Here is an 18,714-nt window from a genome sequence, read left to right on the forward strand (position 1 = left end):
CGGCGGCGGATATAGCAGGGGACCATGACACCACGCCACCCGCCCGCTAGAAGGCCGCGATGAGCGCTTCCTCCACCTCCCCCTCCCCCATCCACGTCATCGGCGGCGGCCTGGCCGGCTCCGAGGCTGCCTGGCAGATCGCCCAGGCCGGCGTGCCCGTCATCCTGCACGAGATGCGCGGCGTGCCCGGCGTCAAGACCGACGCCCACCACACCGATGGCTTAGCCGAGCTGGTCTGCTCCAACTCCTTCCGGTCGGACGACTGGGAGCACAATGCCGTGGGTCTGCTGCATGCCGAGATGCGCGCGCTGGATTCGATCATCATGGTCTGCGGCGACATCAATCAGGTGCCGGCCGGAGGCGCCCTGGCCGTGGACCGCGACGCCTTCTCCCAGGCCGTGACCGCAAAGCTGTCGGCCCATCCCCTGATCACTATCGTGCGCGAAGAGATCGCCGGCCTGCCGCCGGAAGACTGGCACAATGTCATCGTCGCCACCGGCCCCCTGACCTCGCCCGCCTTGGCCGACGCCATCCTGAAAGCGACCGGCGAGGAGAGCCTCAGCTTCTTCGACGCCATCGCCCCCATCGTCCATGCAGACTCGATCGACTTCGACATCGCCTGGCGTCAGTCGCGCTATGACAAGGAAGGTCCGGGCGGCGACGCCGCCGCCTACGTCAACTGCCCGATGGACAAGGCCCAGTACGAGGCCTTCATCGACGCCCTGCTGGGCGGGCCGAAAGCCGAGTTCAAGGAGTGGGAGAACGTCCCCTATTTCGACGGCTGCCTGCCCATCGAGGTCATGGCCGAGCGCGGTCGCGAAACCCTGCGTCACGGCCCGATGAAACCCGTCGGCCTGACCAACCCGCGCGATCCGCTGGTCAAGGCCTACGCCATCGTGCAACTGCGCCAGGACAACGCCCTGGGCACCCTGTTCAACATGGTCGGCTTCCAGACCAAGCTGAAGCACGGCGCGCAGGCCGAGACCTTCCGCATGATCCCTGGCCTGCAGAACGCCCAGTTCGCGCGCCTTGGCGGCCTGCATCGCAACACCTATCTGAACAGCCCGCACCTGCTGGACCGCCAGCTGCGCCTCAAGGCCATGCCGCACCTGCGTTTCGCCGGTCAGGTGACGGGGGTCGAGGGCTATGTCGAGAGCGCCGCCATGGGCCTGTTGACCGGACGTCTCGCCGCCGCCCAGGCGCTCGGTCGCGACCTGTCGCCCCCGCCGCCCGAGACCGCCATGGGCGCCTTGGTCGAACACATCACCGGCGGGCATCTGGCGGGCTCGAAGTTCCAGCCGATGAACATCAACTACGGCCTGCTGCCGCCACTGGAAGCGCCCAAGGTGGACGAGGCCGGCGTCAAGATTCCGCTCAAGGAACGCGGCCGGGCCAAGAAGCGCCTGATGAGCATCCGGGCGATGGAAAGCCTGAAGGCCTGGCGCGACGCGGGCTGACCCCAGGCCGGGTCGCTCAGCGCAGCTTTGGCAAGCCCGGCCGGAACCCCAGCGTCATCACGCCCAGCAGCACCACGCCGACGCCCATCAGCACCCAGGCCTGGGTCAGATCGGCCATGTGGTCCCGCAACAGGCCGGCGCCCAGCGGCGACAGGCTGGCGATGATGTAGCCGCCGCCCTGGACGAAGGCGAGCAGGTCGCCGGAGCGCGCGGGATCGTCGATCTGATCCATCGCCAGGATCAGGCTCAGCGGGAAGACGGCGCCGATCCCCAGCCCAAGCACCAGCACCACCGGAACCGCCAGGCTGACCGGCGCGACCACCAGTCCGGCCAAACCGATCAGGGCCAACACCAGCGCCGTCAGGATCGGCCCGCGTCGATCCGGGAAACGCCCTATGGTCAGCGACACCAGAAGGCCCGCCGCGACCTCGGCGCCGGTCATGCCGCTGAGCAGATAGCCCGCCGTCGCCCTCGGCTGACCCAGATCGATATAGAAGGGCGGCAGCCAGGCCAGCACCAGCGTATAGGCCGATGTGCCCAGCCCCATGATCAGGATCAGCCGCCACGCCCGTCCCTGACGCCAGAAGGGAAGCTCCGGGTCCGTCGCCTCGACCACGGCGGCGCGGTTCGGCTCCTCGGCCGCCGGATCGCGTGAAGCGGCCAGCCAGATGATCGCGGCGACGAAGGCGGGCGCGCTCCACAGCGCCAGGGTTCCGGCCCAGCCGACCGCGTCGGCCAGGCCCGCCGCCGTCGCCGCCGCAATGGCCGCGCCGCCCATGATGCCGGTGGTGTAGAGCGCCATGACCGTGCCGAACTGCGCCGGAAAGGCCCGTTTGATGACGACCGGCGCCAGCGCCTGGATCAGAGCCACCCCGACGCCGACGACCGCCGCGCTGGCGATCAGGCCGGCCGTATCGCTCAGCACCGCCCGCGCCAGGCAGGCCCCGCCGATCAGCAGCGCGCCCAGCAAGATCCCGCGCCGCTCGCCCAACCGCCGACGCAACGGCCGGATCGACAGGGCGCCCAGACCGATCATTAAAACCGGCAAGGTGGTCAGCAGGCTGGCGGCGGTCGACCCCATGCCCGTCTTGCCCTCGATCAGGTCCAGCAGCGGCCCGACCGCCGCCATCGCCGGCCGCAGATTCAGCGCTAGTGCGACGATGGCCGCCAGCAACAGCAGCGACGCGCCACGCGTCGGCGTGGCGTCCGGTCGTGCGGTCATGATGAGGACTCCCGCTGAAAATCGCGCTAGTCTCTCGACCTCAAGTATCTCGATGTCAAGATAGCCATGCCCGACAGAGCCTCCCGCGCCGCCGCCCAATGGGCCGTGCAACGCCCCGACCTGGACATGCTGCCTATGGAGGTGCTGGGCCGGCTGAACGAGGCGTCGCAACTGGTGATCCGCGAGCGCCAGACGCCGCTGTTCGCGCGCTATGGCTTGCAACATGGCGAGTTCGACGTGCTGGCGACGCTGCGTCGCTCGGACGAGCGCGAGGGCCTGACGCCTACGGCTCTGTTCGAGGCGGCCATGATGTCGTCCGGTGGCATGACCGCCCGCATCGACCGGCTGGAAAAGGCGGACTTGGTCGAGCGTCGCCCGCATCCGAGCGACCGCCGGGCGACGCTGGTCCGCCTGACGGACAAGGGGTTCGAGCTGATCGATTCGATCATGCCCAGCCATCAGGACACGGCGCGAGAGGCGCTGGCCGGCCTGTCGCCTGATGAACAGAAGACGCTGAACACCCTGCTGGCGCGCCTGATCGCGGGCCTGAACGGCTAGGTCAGATCCGTCCGCGCAGCACGGCCCACAGCAGACGCAACCGCTTCAGCGGCTCGGGCCGGTCAGGATCAGCCAAGGCGGCGTGGGCGATGGCGGGAAAACCGACAGGCGGCAGACGCTTCAGCGCGGCGTTGGCGGCGGATCGCAGGGCCGCCGCCTCTTCCGACCGTCCGGTTTGCGCGAGCCCCCAGACACGGCCCGCGTCCGCGACGGCCGCATCATGGCCCTCGCCCGCCAAGATCCTCACCCCGACCTGCATCGGGGCGACGTAGAAGGCGTCCAGATCGTGCGGCTCTTCGCGCACCCGGCCGATGTGGGCGTCGATCAGGGCGTCGAAAAGCGTGCGATCAAGGGCGTGACGCGCGGCGAGATCGGTCAGAGCCTCCAACACCGGATGACCCTTGCGCGGCACACCCGCGAAGACGCCGTCCATCTGTTCCGCCCACCAAGTGTAGCGCATCTCGGCCAGCAGGGGCTGGGTGACACGCGTCGGGATGGTCATCAGCTCGGCTTCAAAGGCGTAGAGCGCGATCAGGTCGGCGCGAGCGCGGTCGTCCGTGACCAGGCGGCTGGACAGCCAGCGGTCGAGGTCGGCGGTGCGGACCTGTTGGTCGAGCGTATCCGCAGACTCGGTCAAGCGGCGCGCGACACCGCGAAATCGGCGAGGTCTTCCAGCGCGATGCGCCAGTCGCTGAGCGGCAGAACCGACAGGGCCGCCTTGGCCTGATCGGCATAGTCGCCGGCCAGGTCCAGAGTCGCGCCGATGGCGCCCGAGCCGATGATTAGTTCGCGGGCGCGAGTGAAGTCCTCGGGCGTGCGCTCGCCCTTGGTCACGGTGCGCTCCCAGAAGGCCTCTTCGCGGCCTTTGGTGCGGGCGACGGCGAGCAGCAGCGGCAGGGTCGCCTTGCCCTCATTGAAGTCGTCGCCGGCGTTCTTGCCCAGGGCCTCGGCCGTGGCGCCATAATCCAGCGCGTCGTCGGCCAGCTGGAAGGCGATGCCCAGAGCCATGCCGTAATCGCGCAGCGCCTTGATCGCGACCGGATCTGCGCCGACGCCCACGGCGCCCGCCTCGGCGGCGGCGGCGAACAGTTCGGCGGTCTTGGCCGAAATGATCTGCAGATAGGTGGCCTGGTCCAGGTTCAGGTCGTGGGCGCGGGTCAGTTGCAGCACCTCGCCCTCGGAGATCACGCGCGACGCCTCGGCCAGAATGCCCAGGGCGCGCATCGAATCGGTCTCGACCATCAGCTCGAACGCGCGGGCGAACAGAAAGTCGCCGACCAGAACGCTGGTGGGGGCGCCCCAGATCAGGTGGGCCGCGACCTTGCCGCGGCGCAGCTCGGACGCATCGACGATGTCGTCATGCAACAGGGTGGCGGTGTGAATGAACTCGACCGCGGCGGCCAGCTTCAGCGGCGCGTCGATGTCGCCCTGGGCGCCCACAGCGCGGGCGGCGGCGACGGTCATCAGCGGGCGCAGACGCTTGCCGCCCGCCGACACCAGATGCTCCGCCAGCCTGGGGATGATCGGCACGTCCGACTGCATCCGGTCCAGGATCAGGGCGTCAACGGCGGCCATGTCGACCTCAGCCAGCCGGACAAGGGCGTTGACGTCCCCCTTCGGGCGGGGAGCGGCGGCGATGGCGACGTCCAAGCGGATACTCTTTCACTGGCGCGGCGGACCGCGTCGAAGGATTTTGCAGACGGGCCGTCTTGCCCCCGCGAGTTGCGGCGCACAATGATGTTCGCCCCCTTGAGGGTCAAGGAGATTGAGGCTTGGACGCAGTCGAAACCCTGCCGACGGAAATCGTCGAGAACGGCCTGTTGAACGGCCGGGTGCGCCTGCGTCAACCCGCGCGCGGCTATCGCGCCGGGATGGATGCGGCCCTGCTGGCGGCGGCGGTCCCGGCCCAAGCGGGCCAGAGTGTGATCGAGGCCGGATGCGGCGCGGGCGCCGTCCTGATGCAGATCGCGGCGCGGCGGCCGGGCGTCGTCCTGACGGGACTGGAGCGCGATCCGGGGATGGCGGCTCTGGCGGTGGAGAACGCGGCCCTGAACGGGCTGGCCGTGACCACCGCGATTCGACAGGGCGACGTGGCGGCGGGCTTCAGGGCGCTGGGGGTCGAACCTGGCGACTGGGCCGTGTCCAATCCGCCTTTCTTCGACGACGCTGGCGCCTTGCGCGCGCCGGCCGAGGGCAAGCGCGGGGCCTGGATGGCCGACGATGGGCTGAAGGCCTGGACCGACTTCCTGCTAAAGGCGGTGAAGGAAGGCGGGCGGATCGTCGTGATCCACCGGGCGGATCGGCTAGCGGACCTGCTGGCGCTGTTGGGGGAGAAGGCCGGATCCTTCACCATACGGCCCATCCATCCCTTCGCCGACGAACCGGCCAAGCGGGTGCTGGTCCATGCCATCAAGACCGGGAGGGCGCCGCTGCGACTGCTGCCGCCGCTGGTGCTGCACGACCGCGAGGGCGGCAAGCACACCGAGCAGGCCGAGGCCATCCTGCGCGGCGAGGCGGCGCTGGACTGGTGATCCGACGCGGCGCTCGGGTGGTCAATCGCCGCCGGAACGCCTAAATGCCGCCTCCTGACGAAAACGAGCGCGACCCGTGTCAACCGACGACCTCCCGCATGAGCTTCAGGACGGCCTGGTCGCCGTCGGCGAGGCCGCGCACGATTTGCGTGACCCGTGGTGGATCTTCGGCGGAGCGGCCATGGCCCTGTATGGCCTGACCGATCTGCACGTGCCCGACATCGACGTCCTGTGTTCGCCCCGCGACGCACGCGCCCTGCTGGCCGCGCTGGACGGCGAGGTGGTGGCCGATCCGGGTGAAGGCCTGTTCCGCTCGGCCGTCTTCGGTCGCGCGCCGGACCAGCCGATCCTGGTCGAGGTCATGGCCGATTTGGAGACCCGCGACGGCGCCGAATGGCAGGCCGTCGGCTTTACGTCGCGGCGTCGCGTCTTCATCGACGATATCCCGCTGTTCGTGCCCGACATCCGGGACCATATCAACCTGTACCGCCTGTTCGGCCGCCCCAAGGATCTGGTGCGGGTCGAGCAGCTTGAACGACTGATCGCCTGAATGCCCTTTCCTTTCGACATCTCCGCCACCGAAGGCCGCGCCCGCACCGGGGTGTTGAAGACCGCGCGCGGCGACATTCGCACCCCCGCCTTCATGCCGGTGGGCACCGCCGCGACGGTCAAGGCGATGACGGCGGATCAGGTCAAGGCGACCGGCGCCGACATCCTTCTGGGCAACACCTATCACCTGATGCTGCGCCCCGGCCCCGAGCGGATGGAGCGTCTGGGCGGGCTCCACAAATTCATGGGCTGGGACAAGCCGATCCTGACCGACAGCGGCGGGTTCCAGGTCATGTCCCTGGCCGGGATTTCGAAGGTGAAAGAGGAGGCTGTGACCTTCTCCAGCCACATCGACGGCTCCAAACACGTGCTGACGCCGGAACGCTCGATCGAGATCCAGGCCGACCGGATCGGCGCCGACATTTCGATGCAGTTGGACCAGTGCGTCGCCTATCCGGCCGAGAAGGATGCGGCCAAGAAGGCGATGGAGCTATCGATCCGCTGGGGCGCCCGCTCCAAGGCCCGGTTCGGCGAGCGTGAGAACCAGGCCCTGTTCGGTATCCAGCAGGGTTCGACCTTCGAGGACCTGCGCCGCCAGTCGTCGGAACAACTGCAAGAGATCGGGTTCGACGGCTACGCCATCGGCGGCCTGGCTGTGGGCGAAGGTCACCAGGCCATGTGCGAGGTGCTGGACTATGCGCCCGAGTTTCTGCCCAGGGACCGCCCCCGTTATCTGATGGGCGTGGGCAAGCCGGTCGATCTGGTCGAGGCGGTGTATCGCGGCGTGGACATGTTCGACTGCGTCCTGCCGACCCGCGCCGGTCGCCACGGCCAGGCCTGGACCTGGGACGGCCCACTGAACCTGAAGAACGCTCGCTTCGCCGAGGATCATGATCCGCTGGACCCGAGCATCGACGGCCCGTCATCGCAGTATTCGAAGGCCTATCTGCACCACCTGATCCGCGCCGATGAAATCCTCGGCAAGGTGCTGCTGAGCTGGCACAATATCGCCTTCTACCAGGCGCTGACCGCGGCCATGCGCGCCGCGATCTCGGGGGGCCGGTTCGAAGCCTTCCGCCGCGACTTCCACGCCCGCCACACGTCGAACTGACATGCGTATCGAGAAGTCAGGCTTCCACGCCTACAACACCTATCTGGAGGAGCCGCCCCGCGACGAGGGGAACGAGACGGCCCTTCACCGCCACGTCATCATCATCGGCGGCGACAAATATGCGTTCTTCGCCCACTGGTCCGGCAAGTTCGCGCACAAGGGCGAGCGCATCTCGTTCGACTGGGACTGGGACCGAACCGGCGAGTTCAGGAACATCGAAAAGTCGTCCTTCGAGGCCTTCGCCAAGGACGGCACGGTCCAGATCAGGGGCGACCGTCGCGACAGGCGACGCACTTTCGGCCGTTAAATCCCGTTGACTGAGTCAGCGCTGCGACCGCCCGGCGGGTCGGAACCAGCTAGGGGCCGCAGGCGGGGCGCAGTTCCGTTGCATACCCATGCCCTTCAGGAAGGCGCGGCGCATCCGGCCGGACTGGATGGCGGACTGGACGTGGCGGCTGTGCTGCTCTGCGCCGCTCAAGCGCCGTATCCAGCTGCGGCCGGGGATGAAGTCGGTCGTGGTGTCGCGGATGGCGTTCAGCGCCGCCTTGGCGGCCGCATCGGCGGCGCGCTCGCTCAGAAACGAACCGTCCTGACGCGGCGGCTCGTCCGTGTCCGGCCCCAGCGCTTCGTTCAGCCGCGCCACTTCGGCGCCGATGGTGGCGCACTGGTTCAGGTTGCGCAGATCGTAGGGGTTGGCCTCCGCCTGCAATAGCACTGTCGGGATGATCTGTCGGCGCAGGTTGAAATCCTCCAGCGGCGCGGACGCCGCCGCCGCGAACCCCGCCCCCATCTGCTCTGCCCCGCCGACGGCCGACCGTCCGGCGTTGCAGCCCGATAGCGCGAGCAAGAGGACGGCGGGTAGGAAAACAGTCTTCATGGGCGGGCTTAGACCATGTCGCGTGCTGCAATCAAAGCTTGGCGATTTAGCATTTCGGTAACAAAGAATTCTCTGATCGATGGCACTTTGAGCGCAGTCGTTGGAGTTCACCGTGCCGTATATCGCCAAGAGTCTCGAAGCCCTGAACGCGCCCGCCGGCCCGTTTCAGCGCCTTACGGAACTGGCGTGCCGGCTGTTCGATGCCCCGTCGGCCGTAGTCACCCTGATCACCGGCGACAAGGCCGTGCTTTGGTGCAGTGACTGCATGATCGTCCAGACGATGCCGCGCGAAAGAACCCTGGGCGACCGCCTCATGCGGCAGGGCGCGGGCGCCGTCATGGTGGTGGAGGACGGCCTGGCCGATCCCGTCGCCCGCGATCATTTTCTGGTCGCCGCGCCCTACAACCTGCGCTTCTACGCAGGTGTGACGATATGCGGACCGGACGGCCGGCCTGTCGGCGCGTTCGGCGTGATGGACCGCCAGCCCCGCGCGCATCCGTCGGACGCGGACATGGCCACGCTGAAGACGCTGGGCCGAATGGCCGAGGACATCATCGCCATGCTGGAAGTCAGCCGGATCAGCGAGGAGCGGCACGGCACTCTTGAACTGGTCGAGCAGATAGCCGGGGTCGGCCACTGGCGGCTGGATCTGTCCAGCGGCGCCGTCGAATGGTCCGATCAGGTGTTTCGCATTCACGGCCTCGACCGGGCCAGCTTCGATCCCCACGTCGATTCCGCCATCGACTTCTATCATCCCGAAGACCGCGCCGAACTGCTGGCCGCCATAGAGAAGACCGTGGCCACGGGCGAGGGCTATGATCGCCGTCTTCGGCTGATCCGCGTGGATGGCGAAGAACGCATCGTCCTGAGCCAGGCGCGGGCCGAGCGCGACGATGCGGGCGTGGTGAAGGCCCTCTACGGCGTCTTTCAGGACATCACCGACCAGCAGAACCAGATCGCACAGGCCAAGCGGGACGAGGCGCGCTATCGGCTGCTGGCCGACAACATCGGCGATGTCATCACCCGCATCCGCCCGGACGGCACCAGCAAATACATCTCGCCCGCCATCGAGGCCCTGCTGGGCTGGACCTTCGAGGAGATGAGCGGCACAGCGCTGGACTATATCCACCCCGACGATCAGGAGCGGGTGGCCCGGTCCGTGCTGGAGACCATGCACACCGGCAAGCAATGCCGGCTGGAGCACCGCGCCGTCCACCGCGACGGCTCCACCGTGTGGGTCGAATGCACCTTCCGCGCCCTGGCCGCAAAACCGGGTCAACCTTCGGAAGTCGTCGCCGTCATCCGCGACATGACCGACCGCAAGGTTCTGGCCGACGAACTGCTCGAAGCCAGGGACCGCGCCGAGGCGGCGGCTGCGGCCAAGAGCGAGTTCCTGGCCAACATGAGCCATGAGCTGCGCACACCCCTGACCAGCGTCATCGGCTTTTCCAACCTGCTGAAGGCCAGCCAGGCCCTGCCCGACGAGGAACGCGGCTATGTCGCACGCATCGCCACCGCCAGCGAGGCCCTGCTGTCGGTGATCAACGACGTGCTGGACTATTCCAAGCTGGAAGCCGGCGCGATCGAGCTGGAGCCCCAGCCCTTCGATCCGGTCGCCCTGGCGCGCGAGACGGCCCAGATGATGGAGGCGCAATGCTTCGCCAAGGGCTTGTCGCTTCAGGTCGAGCTGGCGCCGGACCTGCCCCCGTGCCTGATGGGCGACGAGGCGCGGTTGCGACAGATTCTGCTGAACCTGCTGGGCAACGCCGTGAAGTTCACCGCCAAGGGATCGGTGGGCCTGTCGCTGGGCGGCGATCAGGGCGAGGACGGCGTGTGGCGGTTGACGGCGGCGGTGACGGACACGGGCATCGGCATGAGCCCGGAAGCCCTGGCTCATCTGTTCGAGCGATTCTCGCAGGCAGACCGCTCGACGACGCGTCTGTATGGCGGCACAGGGCTGGGGCTGGCGATCTCGCGGCGGCTGGCGCGGGCGATGGGCGGCGATATCCTGGTCACCAGCCAGCCGGGCCAGGGCTCGACCTTCCATCTGACGGCGCCCCTGCTGATCGCGGATGGCGAAGCGCGGACGGAAAGCCCCCAACTCTCCGCCATGCCGGAAGGCCGGATCCTGGTGGCGGACGATTCGCCGGCCAACCGCGAGCTGATCAATGTCATCCTCAGCGGCCTGGGGCTTGAGGTCACGACCGCCTGCGACGGCGCCGAGGCCGTGCACGCCGTCCAGTCCAAGGCCTACGACGTGGTCCTGATGGATATGCAGATGCCGGTCATGGACGGGCTGACGGCGACACGGGAGATCCGGCGCCTGGAACAGGGAACCGGCCGTCGGCTCGCGATCATCGCCCTGTCCGCCAACGTCCAGCCGGACCAGATCGTCCTGTGCCGCGAGGCCGGCATGGACGATCACCTGGCCAAGCCGCTGCAACTGCCCGCCCTGGTCGCGGCCCTGTCGAAACACCTCGCGGCGGTCGAGGTCGTCGCCACGGACGATCCGGCCATACAGATGCGCGATTCCCTGAACTGACCGAAGTCACACGTGTGACTTTCTGAAAGTCACAAAAGTTCGCTTTTGTTCTGCGTCCTAAACAGCAAAAAGCCCGCCGAAGCGGGCTTTAAATGGTACGCCCTCTCGGGCTCGAACCGAGGACCCTCTGATTAAAAGTCAGATGCTCTAACCAACTGAGCTAAGGGCGCACCGCGCGACGTCCGGGCTGGCCCGAACCGTCGAAGGGCGCCTTCTGTTGTAATCCGGCCTTCCGGTCAAGACCCGGTCTGCTACTCATGTGCGATGCAACCGTTAAATGGCGTCCGCATCATCGAAATCGACGGCCTGGGGCCGGTCACCTTCGCCGGGATGATGCTGGCTGACCTGGGGGCGGATGTGGTGCGGCTGACGCGCGACGCCTCGGCCGGGCCTGCGGCGTTCGACGAGGTCGGCGGTGCGGTGATGCATCGGGGGCGCGTCGCCGTGCCGGTCGATCTGAAATCGCCCGACGATCGCGAGCGTATTCTGACATTGGTCGATGGCGCGGACGCGGTGATCGAGGGGTTCAGGCCCGGCGTGATGGAGCGATTGGGCTATGGGCCAGAGGTTCTTCAGGCGAAAAAGCCCGCGCTGGTGTTCGGTCGGGTGACGGGCTGGGGTCAGACGGGACCGCTGGCGCATGCGGTGGGGCATGATCTGAACTACATCGGCCTGTCGGGGGTGCTGCACGCCATGGGCGAGGCGGATCGTCCGCCCTCCCCGCCGTTGAACCTGGTGGGCGACTATGGCGGCGGGGCCATGCTGCTGGTCGTCGGGGTGCTGGCGGCGCTTGTGGAGGCCAGGACCACCGGGCGGGGTCGCGTGGTGGATGCGGCCATGACCGACGGCGCGGCCCTGTTGGGCGGGCTGTTCCAGGCCCTGCGCGGTCAGGGGATGTGGAGCGACCGGCGCGGGGCCAATCTGCTGGACGGCGGCGCGCCCTTCTATCGTTGCTACGAGTGTCGCGACGGCGGGTTCGTGGCGGTGGCGGCGCTGGAGCCGCGGTTCTACGCCGCCCTGCTGGCGGGATTGAACATCGATCCGGGCGAGGCGGTTCAGTATGATATCGCCGCCTGGCCGGCCTTGCAGGCGCGGCTCGCCGCCCTGTTCGCGAGCCGCGACCGTGACGACTGGAGCGCCCATTTCGCCGGAACCGAGGCCTGCGTGACCCCGGTCCTCAGCCTGGCCGAGGCGCCCGACCATCCGCACAATCAGGCCAGGGGGACGTTCAAGGACGGCCTGCCGCGCCCCGCGCCCCTGTTCGACGGCAAGGCGGCGGAGCCCGGACCCAAGTCCGCAATGACGTTGGAGCAAATGGTCACAAAATGGTCCGATCACGCGGGATGACCGGCGCAGTTTTCGGCGCTAAGGGAACGGCTTAGCGCCACAGGCGTTGCATCGGCGAAGACCCGGGGACTTTCCATGACACGCTCGACATTCGTTCTGGCCGCCGCTGCGTTGAGCGTGCTTGCGCTCTCGGCCTGCGACGACCGGCCGTCGCGCTCGGACGACGATTATCGTGAGATGCCGGTCGAGACGGCGCCGCCTCCCGTCAAGGAAGAAGTCCCCCCGCCTGCGCCCGAGGTGCAGGACCCGACCCCCACGCCCCCGCCGTCCAGCAGCCTTCCGCCTGATGAACGCACGTCCGAACAGACGGTCCAACCCGAGAGCGAGACCCTGTTCTACTAAGAAGGACAGGTTTGCCGGGGGGCGCAGTTTTGACGAGAGATCGAGTTTGACGTTCAGGCCTAACCTGCTGGTCGCGACCCTCGCGGCCTTTTCGGCCTGCGCCCATGCGGCGGCGGCGGACCCCCGCGCCCAGATCCGCGGCGACATGGACGCCGAACTACGCCGGGCCCTGGAACGCGCCGTGGGCGAGGTCGATGGGGCGCCGTCCAGCCGGTTCGAGGCCCGCCGTCGTGCTGAAAGCGCCGTGACCTCGGCGACGGCTCTGCTGCGCTCGGAAGCCTATTATCAGCCGGTCGTGGAAGACATCGTCGAGGGCGAGGAGACCCCGATCGCCATCGTCTCGGTCCAGCCGGGTCGACGTTTCCTGCTGACCGATCCGACCATCCAGTGGGTCGATCCCGCGCCCGAGACCGAAGCGGCGGACAAGGCCAAGACCGCCATCGCCCTGAAGGCCGGCGATCCCGGTCGGGCGGTGGACGTCATTTCGGGCGAGGGGCGGCTGGTCGCGGCCCTGGTTCGCGACGGTTACGCCGACGCCAAGGCCGATCCGCGCCGGGTGGTGGTGGACCACGCCGCCTTCACCGTCGCGCCGGAATACCGCATCGCCTCGGGAGCCCTGGTGCGGCTGGACGGCGTGAGACTGTCGACGCGCGGCCGGACCAATCCCGACTGGGTCGCAGGCCTAGCGCCGTGGAAGGAAGGCGACCGCTACGATCCCGATCAGGTCGCGGAGCTGGAGCGTCGGCTGCTGGACACCGGCGTCTATGACGGCATCGGCGTGGCCCTTTCGCCGCTGGACCAGGTCACCGCCGGCGGTCTGCGTCCCGTCATCGTAAGCCTGCAGGACCGGCCGCGCCGCGTGCTGGAAGCGGGCGCCACCTGGTCCACGGCCGAAGGGGCGGGCGTAGACGTGATCCAGACCCGCTACAATCGCTTCGGCCGGGCCGACACCCTGCGGCTTGAAGCACGGCTGGCGGACATCAACAGCCGGGTCGGCGCGGACCTGTCCCTGCCGCATTGGCGCCGGCCCGGCCGCACGCTGAAGCTGGGCGCGGCCATCGTCAACGAGGACACCGACGCCTATCTGCGCACCGCCGTCGCCCTCTATGCCGACCTGCAGCAGCGGATCGGCAAGACCTCCTATTTCAACTATGGCATCGGGCTGGACGCGGGGCGGTACAGCGAGACGCGCTACGACTTCACCACCCTGCCTGCCCAGCGCGTGACCTTCGACCGCGACCTGGCGATCGTCACCGCGCGGACCAGCGCCTACATCGACCACTCGAACAATCCGCTGAACCCGACCAAGGGCTGGCGCGTCAACGTCGCTGTCCAGCCGACGGCCGTGACGGGCGAAAGCAACATCCTGTTCCTGCGTACGGAAACGCAAGGCACGGCCTATTTCCCGCTGGCGAAGGATCGCACAATCCTGGCCGGGCGGCTGCGGATCGGCTCCATCGTCGGCGGCAGCGAGTTGAACGTGCCGTCGGACCGCCTGTTCTATTCCGGCGGCGGCGGATCTGTGCGGGGCTATTCCTATCAGGGCGTCAATCCCGAACTGCCGGACGGGACGCCGCGCGGAGGACTGTCGCTGTTCGAGACCTCGTTCGAGGTGCGCCAGTCGATCGGTCAGAGCTTCCAGGCCGTCGCCTTCGTCGATGCCGGGGCCATCGGTTTCCAGGAGACGCCGAACCTGACCAACATGCGTTACGGCGCGGGCGTGGGCGTGCGCTACATGCTGCCGTTCGGGCCGATCCGGGCGGACGTGGCCATGCCGTTGAGCAAGCGTGAGGGCGACTCGGCCTTCCAGATCTACATCAGCATCGGGCAGGCGTTTTGACCGACACACCGCCTGAAACCACGCCTGAAGAGACGACGCCGACCAAGGCCGCGCGGCCGGCGAAGACGCGTCGCGGGCTGATCAAACGCATCGTCATCGTCACCGGAGCGATCCTGGCTGGCCTGCTGGTGCTGATCGCCGCCGCCCTGGTGGGCGGGCGCTACTACATCGCCTCGGACGGCGGTCGCGAGATGGTGTTGCAGCGGATCCAAGACCTGAAGATCAGCCGCTATGGCCGGCTGAAGGTCTATGGGCTGAAGGGCGACCTGCTGAGCGATTTCAGCATTGATCGCATCACCCTGGCCGACAGTCAGGGCGTCTGGCTGGAGGCGAACAACCTCAGCATGGATTGGTCCTATCTGGCGCTGGTGGGTCGCAGCCTCCACGCAAACGACATCAAGGCCGAGACCATTCGCGTCCTGCGTCGGCCCGTGGTTGAGCCGCCCAGCGGCGAACCGCCCAGCCCGCAGCCGATCTCGGTTCGGATCGACAAGTTCTCGGCCAATATCGAACTGATGGAGGGCTTCTCCAAGGAGTACGGCCGCTGGAGCTTGTCGGGCGACGCCAGCCTGCCGCGCGCCGGGGCCAAGAGCGCCACCGTCAACGCCGACAGCCTGAACCGGCCCGGCGACTATCTGCGCCTCGCGGCGACCTTCGGCGGCAAGCTGGAAGACACGCGCCTCAACCTGCGCGCCAACGAGGTTCAGGGCGGGCCGCTGGCCGGCGCATTGGGCTACTCGCCCGATCAGCCGTTCTCGGCGGCCGCCGTCCTGAACGCCGATGTCGTCAACGCCCGCGTCCAGACGGGGCAGTTCGTCCCCCTGATCGTCCAGGGACATTTCGGCGACAAGGGATCGCGCGTCTCGGGCTTCGCTGACTTCAGCGGGTCGGACCTCCTGGAGCCGTTCGTCACCCGCATTGGGCGCACGGCGCGGTTCGGCTTCGCTATGGTTCCGACGCCGGACAAGGCCAGTCAAGGCGTGGCGTGGAAGCTGATCTCCGACAACGTCCAGTCCGAAGCGCGCGGCCTGATCCGAAACTCTGACCGCAGTTCCCCGGACGGTATCACCCTGAACATCCAGACCGCGTCGCTGAGCCGGCTGGTCGGATCGGACATCGCCGGGCCGGCCGCCTACTCCGGCCTGTTCAAGGGCGACGCTCAGACCTGGAGCCTGAATGGTCAGGCGACCCTGCTGAACGCAAACGTCGCCAGCTATCGCGCGACCCGCATCGCCGGGCCGCTGAACGTCGCGGTCAAGAACGGCCGTATGGACTTCGACGGCGACATCCGCGCGACGGGCGGTTCGGGCGAAGGCATCATTGGCGGCCTCTTGGGTTCGGCGCCGCGCGTGCAGATGCAGGCGGCGCGGATGAAGGACGGCGCCATCCTGCTGGAGAAGGTCGATCTGCAAGGCCAGGGACTAGCGCTGAACGGATCGGGTTCGCGCAACCTGCTGGGCGGAATGAGCTTCCGCGGGAATGCGCAACTGACGGACGCCTCGCGCGTCCTGCCCGAGGCGCGCGGCGCCTTCGGCGGGCCGATCCGGGCGTCGTCGGCGCGGGCTGGCGCGCCCTGGGTGCTGAATTTCGACGGGCGGGGCCGGAACCTGACCGTCGGCATGGCCGAGCTGGATCGCCTTCTGGGCAAGACGCCCCGCCTGCAACTGGCCGGCCAGCTGAACGGCGGACGGATCGAGATCGAGCGCGGCGAACTGACCGGCGCGGCCGGTCGCGCGGGCGCCAAAGGCATTATCGATACGGCGGGCGACCTGCGGCTGGCGCTGGACTGGAACGCGCGCGGTCCGTTCGCGGCCGGGCCGGTCGAGATCGACGGCGACATGAACGGACGCGGCGCCCTGACCGGCGCCCTGTCCCAACCGCGCGTCGATCTGACAGCTGGCTTCCAGCAGGTGACGGCCGGCGCCCTAACGCTGAACAACGCCGACCTGACGCTGAGCTTCCGCAAGGGCGCGGATGCGTCGGATGGGCGGATCACGGTCGTTAGCGGCTCGAACTATGGTCCCGCACGCGCCTCGGGCAACTTCTTTCTCGGCGGCAAACGCATCCGCCTGAGTGATCTGGACGTGGATGCAGGCGGCGTGACGGCCAAAGGGGCTGTCGCCCTGTCGAACAACATCCCGTCCAGCGCAGACCTGACCTTCTCGGCGCGCGCCGGGGCCTTCCTTGCCTCCGGCGAGGCCAATGGGCGGGTGCGTCTGACGGACGGCGGCGGATCGGATAGCGCCATCTTGGACGTCAGCGGACGCAATGTGCGCCTGGCTGGCCAGAGCTGGATCATCCGCACCCTGGACCTGGACGGGCGCGGCACGCTGAGCAACCTGCCCTTCACCCTGGCGCTGGACGTGGGCGGGCCGACGCCGGCCCAGTTCAACGGTACGGGCGTCTATTCGCGCCAGAACGAGACGCACGGCATGACGCTGCGCGGCGGCGGTCGGGTGCGCGAGGTGGCCTTCACCACCCGCAGCCCGGCCTCGATCACCCTGAACGGCGCGAACCGCACGGCCCATCTGGACTTGGGCGTCGGCGGCGGCGTGCTGCTGGCCGACCTGCGCCAGGATGCGCGAACAGTCGCGGTCCAGGCCGACCTGACGCAGGTGAACCTGGGGTCGATCTCGCCCGAACTGCGGGGCAGCGTGACGGGCCAGGTCGCCATGCGCGGAGCCGGAAGCGACCTGTCGGGAACGGCGAATGTCGCGCTTCAGAACGTGCGCAGCATAGATGCGCCGCGCGGCCTGGCCGTGGACGGACGTGTGGACGCCACCCTGGCAGGCGACCGGCTGACCATCAAGGCGACGGCTGTGGACGAAGGGGCGGTGCAAGCTTCCGCCGACATCGTCCTGCCGGTCGAGGCCTCGGCCGCGCCGCTGCGTCTGGCCATCGCCAGAACGCGCGAGATGTCGGGCCGGGTGTCGATCAACGGCCAGATCCAGCCGATCTGGGACCTGTTCCTGGGCGGCGAACGCAGCCTGGCGGGCCAGGTCAGCGGTCAGGCCACCCTCGCCGGCACGCTGAACGCGCCGCGCCTGAACGGCCGGTTCGACCTGAGCCAGGGTTCGTATCGCGAGAATGCGGTGGGACTGGTGCTCAGCGACCTGACGCTGAGGACGCGGTTCGACGACACGACGGCCCAGATCGAGACCTTCTCGGCCAATGACGGCTCGGGCGGGACCGTGTCCGGTCAGGGCCGCATCGGCCTGCGCCAGGGATCGGGATCGAATGCGCAACTGACGCTGAACCGCTTCCGCGTCATCGACAACGACATCGCCGAAGCCCGCGCCTCGGGGCCGATCACCATCGTTCGCGGGGCGGACGGCAATATCCAGCTGGGCGGTCAGATCAACGTCGACGAAGCCAAGATCGAGCCGGAACTGCCCGGCGCGACCGGCATCGTCGGGATGGATGTCATCGAGATCAATCGCCCCGGCGGCGATCCGGTCGAGACCGAACAGAAGGCGCGCGGCCCGCAGATCGGCATGGACATCGCCCTGCGATCGACCGGCGGCAAAGTGCGGGTCGATGGGCGCGGCCTGAACGTGGTGCTGGACATAAACGCCCGCGTGCGCGGCACGATCGCCCAGCCGCAATTGACCGGCACAGCCAATGTGGTGCGCGGCGATTATGAGTTCGCGGGCAAGCGGTTCGTGTTCAAAGACACCGGCCGGGTCACCCTGTCCACCGATCCGAAACAGATCCGGCTGAACCTGGCGGCGACGCGAGAGGATGCGGCCCTGACCGCCTCCATCAACGTGACCGGCACGGCGGCCGAGCCGAAGATCGCCCTGACCTCGACTCCCTCCCTGCCCCAGGACGAAATCCTGTCCCAGGTGCTGTTCGGGCGGTCGGCGTCGCAGCTGTCGGCGTTCGAGGCGGCGCAGTTGGCGGCGGGGGTCGCGGCCCTGGCCGGCGGCGGCGGGTTCGACGTGATCGGCAACCTGCGCGAACTGGCGGGGCTGGACCGGCTGTCCTTCGGCGGCGACGCCTCGGCGGTGACGGTGGCCGGCGGTCGCTACATCACCGACGACGTCTACCTGGAGGTCATCGGCGGCGGTCAGAACGGCGCGGCGGTCAAGGTCGAATGGCAGCCCCGACGCAACATCGCCGTCGCCTCGCGGTTCGGCGGCCAGGGCCAGACCAGCCTTTCGATCCGCTGGCGCCACGAAAGCCGCGAGGCCGGCGACCGTCGTCCGAACCGGGACCGTCGCACCCGTTAGATTGCAGGTCTTTAACGCCCCATCCCAGTCGTCATCCTAGGCCTTGTGCCTAGGATCCATAAAATCAGACCTCGCCGATCGAGCCCCTCTCCAAACACCGGGCGTA

At 68.3% G+C, this 18,714-nt stretch carries 15 protein-coding genes and 1 tRNA gene; 11 read left to right on the plus strand and 5 right to left on the minus strand.

What is annotated here, in order from left to right; genetic code table 11:
- The first annotated feature begins 59 nt into the window (after positions 1-59).
- Complete coding sequence (gene trmFO, locus AC3ISA_RS00840; RefSeq protein WP_489178917.1) at positions 60-1,457, plus strand: methylenetetrahydrofolate--tRNA-(uracil(54)-C(5))-methyltransferase (FADH(2)-oxidizing) TrmFO; 1,398 nt, start codon at positions 60-62, stop codon at positions 1,455-1,457.
- 16 nt (positions 1,458-1,473) lie between these two features.
- On the opposite strand, the gene AC3ISA_RS00845 is transcribed toward trmFO, so the two are convergent.
- On the minus strand, positions 1,474-2,679 hold the full coding sequence (locus tag AC3ISA_RS00845; protein WP_489178918.1) for an MFS transporter: 1,206 nt from the start codon (positions 2,677-2,679) through the stop codon (positions 1,474-1,476).
- A gap of 66 nt (positions 2,680-2,745) precedes the next feature.
- Between AC3ISA_RS00845 and AC3ISA_RS00850 the strand changes: the two genes are divergently transcribed.
- Positions 2,746-3,237 carry a MarR family winged helix-turn-helix transcriptional regulator gene (locus AC3ISA_RS00850; protein WP_489178919.1) on the plus strand — a complete coding sequence of 164 codons (492 nt, stop codon included), beginning with the start codon at positions 2,746-2,748 and terminating at the stop codon, positions 3,235-3,237.
- A gap of 1 nt (position 3,238) precedes the next feature.
- Here AC3ISA_RS00850 and AC3ISA_RS00855 read toward each other — a convergent pair whose 3' ends face one another.
- The gene (locus AC3ISA_RS00855) at positions 3,239-3,874 is read right to left on the minus strand and encodes a squalene/phytoene synthase family protein (protein ID WP_489178920.1); all 636 of its coding nucleotides are present in this window, start codon (positions 3,872-3,874) and stop codon (positions 3,239-3,241) included.
- Positions 3,871-4,887, minus strand: a complete 1,017-nt coding sequence (locus tag AC3ISA_RS00860; protein ID WP_372692873.1) for a polyprenyl synthetase family protein — start codon at positions 4,885-4,887, stop codon at positions 3,871-3,873. The genes AC3ISA_RS00855 and AC3ISA_RS00860 overlap by 4 nt, the downstream gene beginning before the upstream one ends.
- A gap of 122 nt (positions 4,888-5,009) precedes the next feature.
- On the opposite strand from AC3ISA_RS00860, the gene AC3ISA_RS00865 reads away from it, so the two are divergent.
- The 4 genes from AC3ISA_RS00865 to AC3ISA_RS00880 all read left to right on the plus strand — a co-directional run bounded on the left by AC3ISA_RS00865 (position 5,010) and on the right by AC3ISA_RS00880 (position 7,735).
- Entirely contained in the window at positions 5,010-5,768 is a 759-nt protein-coding gene (locus AC3ISA_RS00865; RefSeq protein WP_489178921.1) for a tRNA1(Val) (adenine(37)-N6)-methyltransferase, read from the plus strand.
- A gap of 76 nt (positions 5,769-5,844) precedes the next feature.
- Positions 5,845-6,318 (plus strand): hypothetical protein, encoded by a 474-nt coding sequence (locus tag AC3ISA_RS00870; RefSeq protein ID WP_372692871.1) that lies wholly within the window; start codon positions 5,845-5,847, stop codon positions 6,316-6,318.
- Positions 6,319-7,428, plus strand: a complete 1,110-nt coding sequence (gene tgt, locus AC3ISA_RS00875; RefSeq protein ID WP_489178922.1) for a tRNA guanosine(34) transglycosylase Tgt — start codon at positions 6,319-6,321, stop codon at positions 7,426-7,428. It begins immediately after the preceding gene.
- Position 7,429: 1 nt separating this feature from the next.
- Positions 7,430-7,735, plus strand: coding sequence for a hypothetical protein (locus AC3ISA_RS00880; RefSeq protein ID WP_489178923.1), 306 nt, complete (start codon positions 7,430-7,432; stop codon positions 7,733-7,735).
- A gap of 15 nt (positions 7,736-7,750) precedes the next feature.
- Here AC3ISA_RS00880 and AC3ISA_RS00885 read toward each other — a convergent pair whose 3' ends face one another.
- Positions 7,751-8,305: a hypothetical protein gene (locus tag AC3ISA_RS00885; RefSeq protein WP_489178925.1), complete on the minus strand. Its 555-nt coding sequence runs from the start codon at positions 8,303-8,305 to the stop codon at positions 7,751-7,753.
- A gap of 112 nt (positions 8,306-8,417) precedes the next feature.
- Here AC3ISA_RS00885 and AC3ISA_RS00890 point away from each other — a divergent pair, with 112 nt between their 5' ends.
- Positions 8,418-10,847 (plus strand): PAS domain-containing protein, encoded by a 2,430-nt coding sequence (locus tag AC3ISA_RS00890; RefSeq protein WP_489178926.1) that lies wholly within the window; start codon positions 8,418-8,420, stop codon positions 10,845-10,847.
- Positions 10,848-10,940: 93 nt separating this feature from the next.
- On the opposite strand, the gene AC3ISA_RS00895 is transcribed toward AC3ISA_RS00890, so the two are convergent.
- Positions 10,941-11,017 (minus strand) — tRNA-Lys (locus AC3ISA_RS00895).
- Between the two features lie 94 nt (positions 11,018-11,111).
- On the opposite strand from AC3ISA_RS00895, the gene AC3ISA_RS00900 reads away from it, so the two are divergent.
- The 4 genes from AC3ISA_RS00900 to AC3ISA_RS00915 all read left to right on the plus strand — a co-directional run bounded on the left by AC3ISA_RS00900 (position 11,112) and on the right by AC3ISA_RS00915 (position 18,608).
- Positions 11,112-12,194 carry a CaiB/BaiF CoA transferase family protein gene (locus AC3ISA_RS00900; RefSeq protein WP_489178927.1) on the plus strand — a complete coding sequence of 361 codons (1,083 nt, stop codon included), beginning with the start codon at positions 11,112-11,114 and terminating at the stop codon, positions 12,192-12,194.
- Positions 12,195-12,269: 75 nt separating this feature from the next.
- Positions 12,270-12,536, plus strand: coding sequence for a hypothetical protein (locus AC3ISA_RS00905; RefSeq protein WP_372692865.1), 267 nt, complete (start codon positions 12,270-12,272; stop codon positions 12,534-12,536).
- Positions 12,537-12,582: 46 nt separating this feature from the next.
- Positions 12,583-14,376: an autotransporter assembly complex protein TamA gene (locus AC3ISA_RS00910; protein ID WP_489178928.1), complete on the plus strand. Its 1,794-nt coding sequence runs from the start codon at positions 12,583-12,585 to the stop codon at positions 14,374-14,376.
- Positions 14,373-18,608 carry a translocation/assembly module TamB domain-containing protein gene (locus AC3ISA_RS00915; RefSeq protein WP_489178929.1) on the plus strand — a complete coding sequence of 1,412 codons (4,236 nt, stop codon included), beginning with the start codon at positions 14,373-14,375 and terminating at the stop codon, positions 18,606-18,608. Before AC3ISA_RS00910 ends, AC3ISA_RS00915 begins: the two co-directional genes overlap by 4 nt.
- Positions 18,609-18,714 lie beyond the last annotated feature (106 nt).

Source organism: Brevundimonas sp. KH_058 (assembly GCF_057838505.1).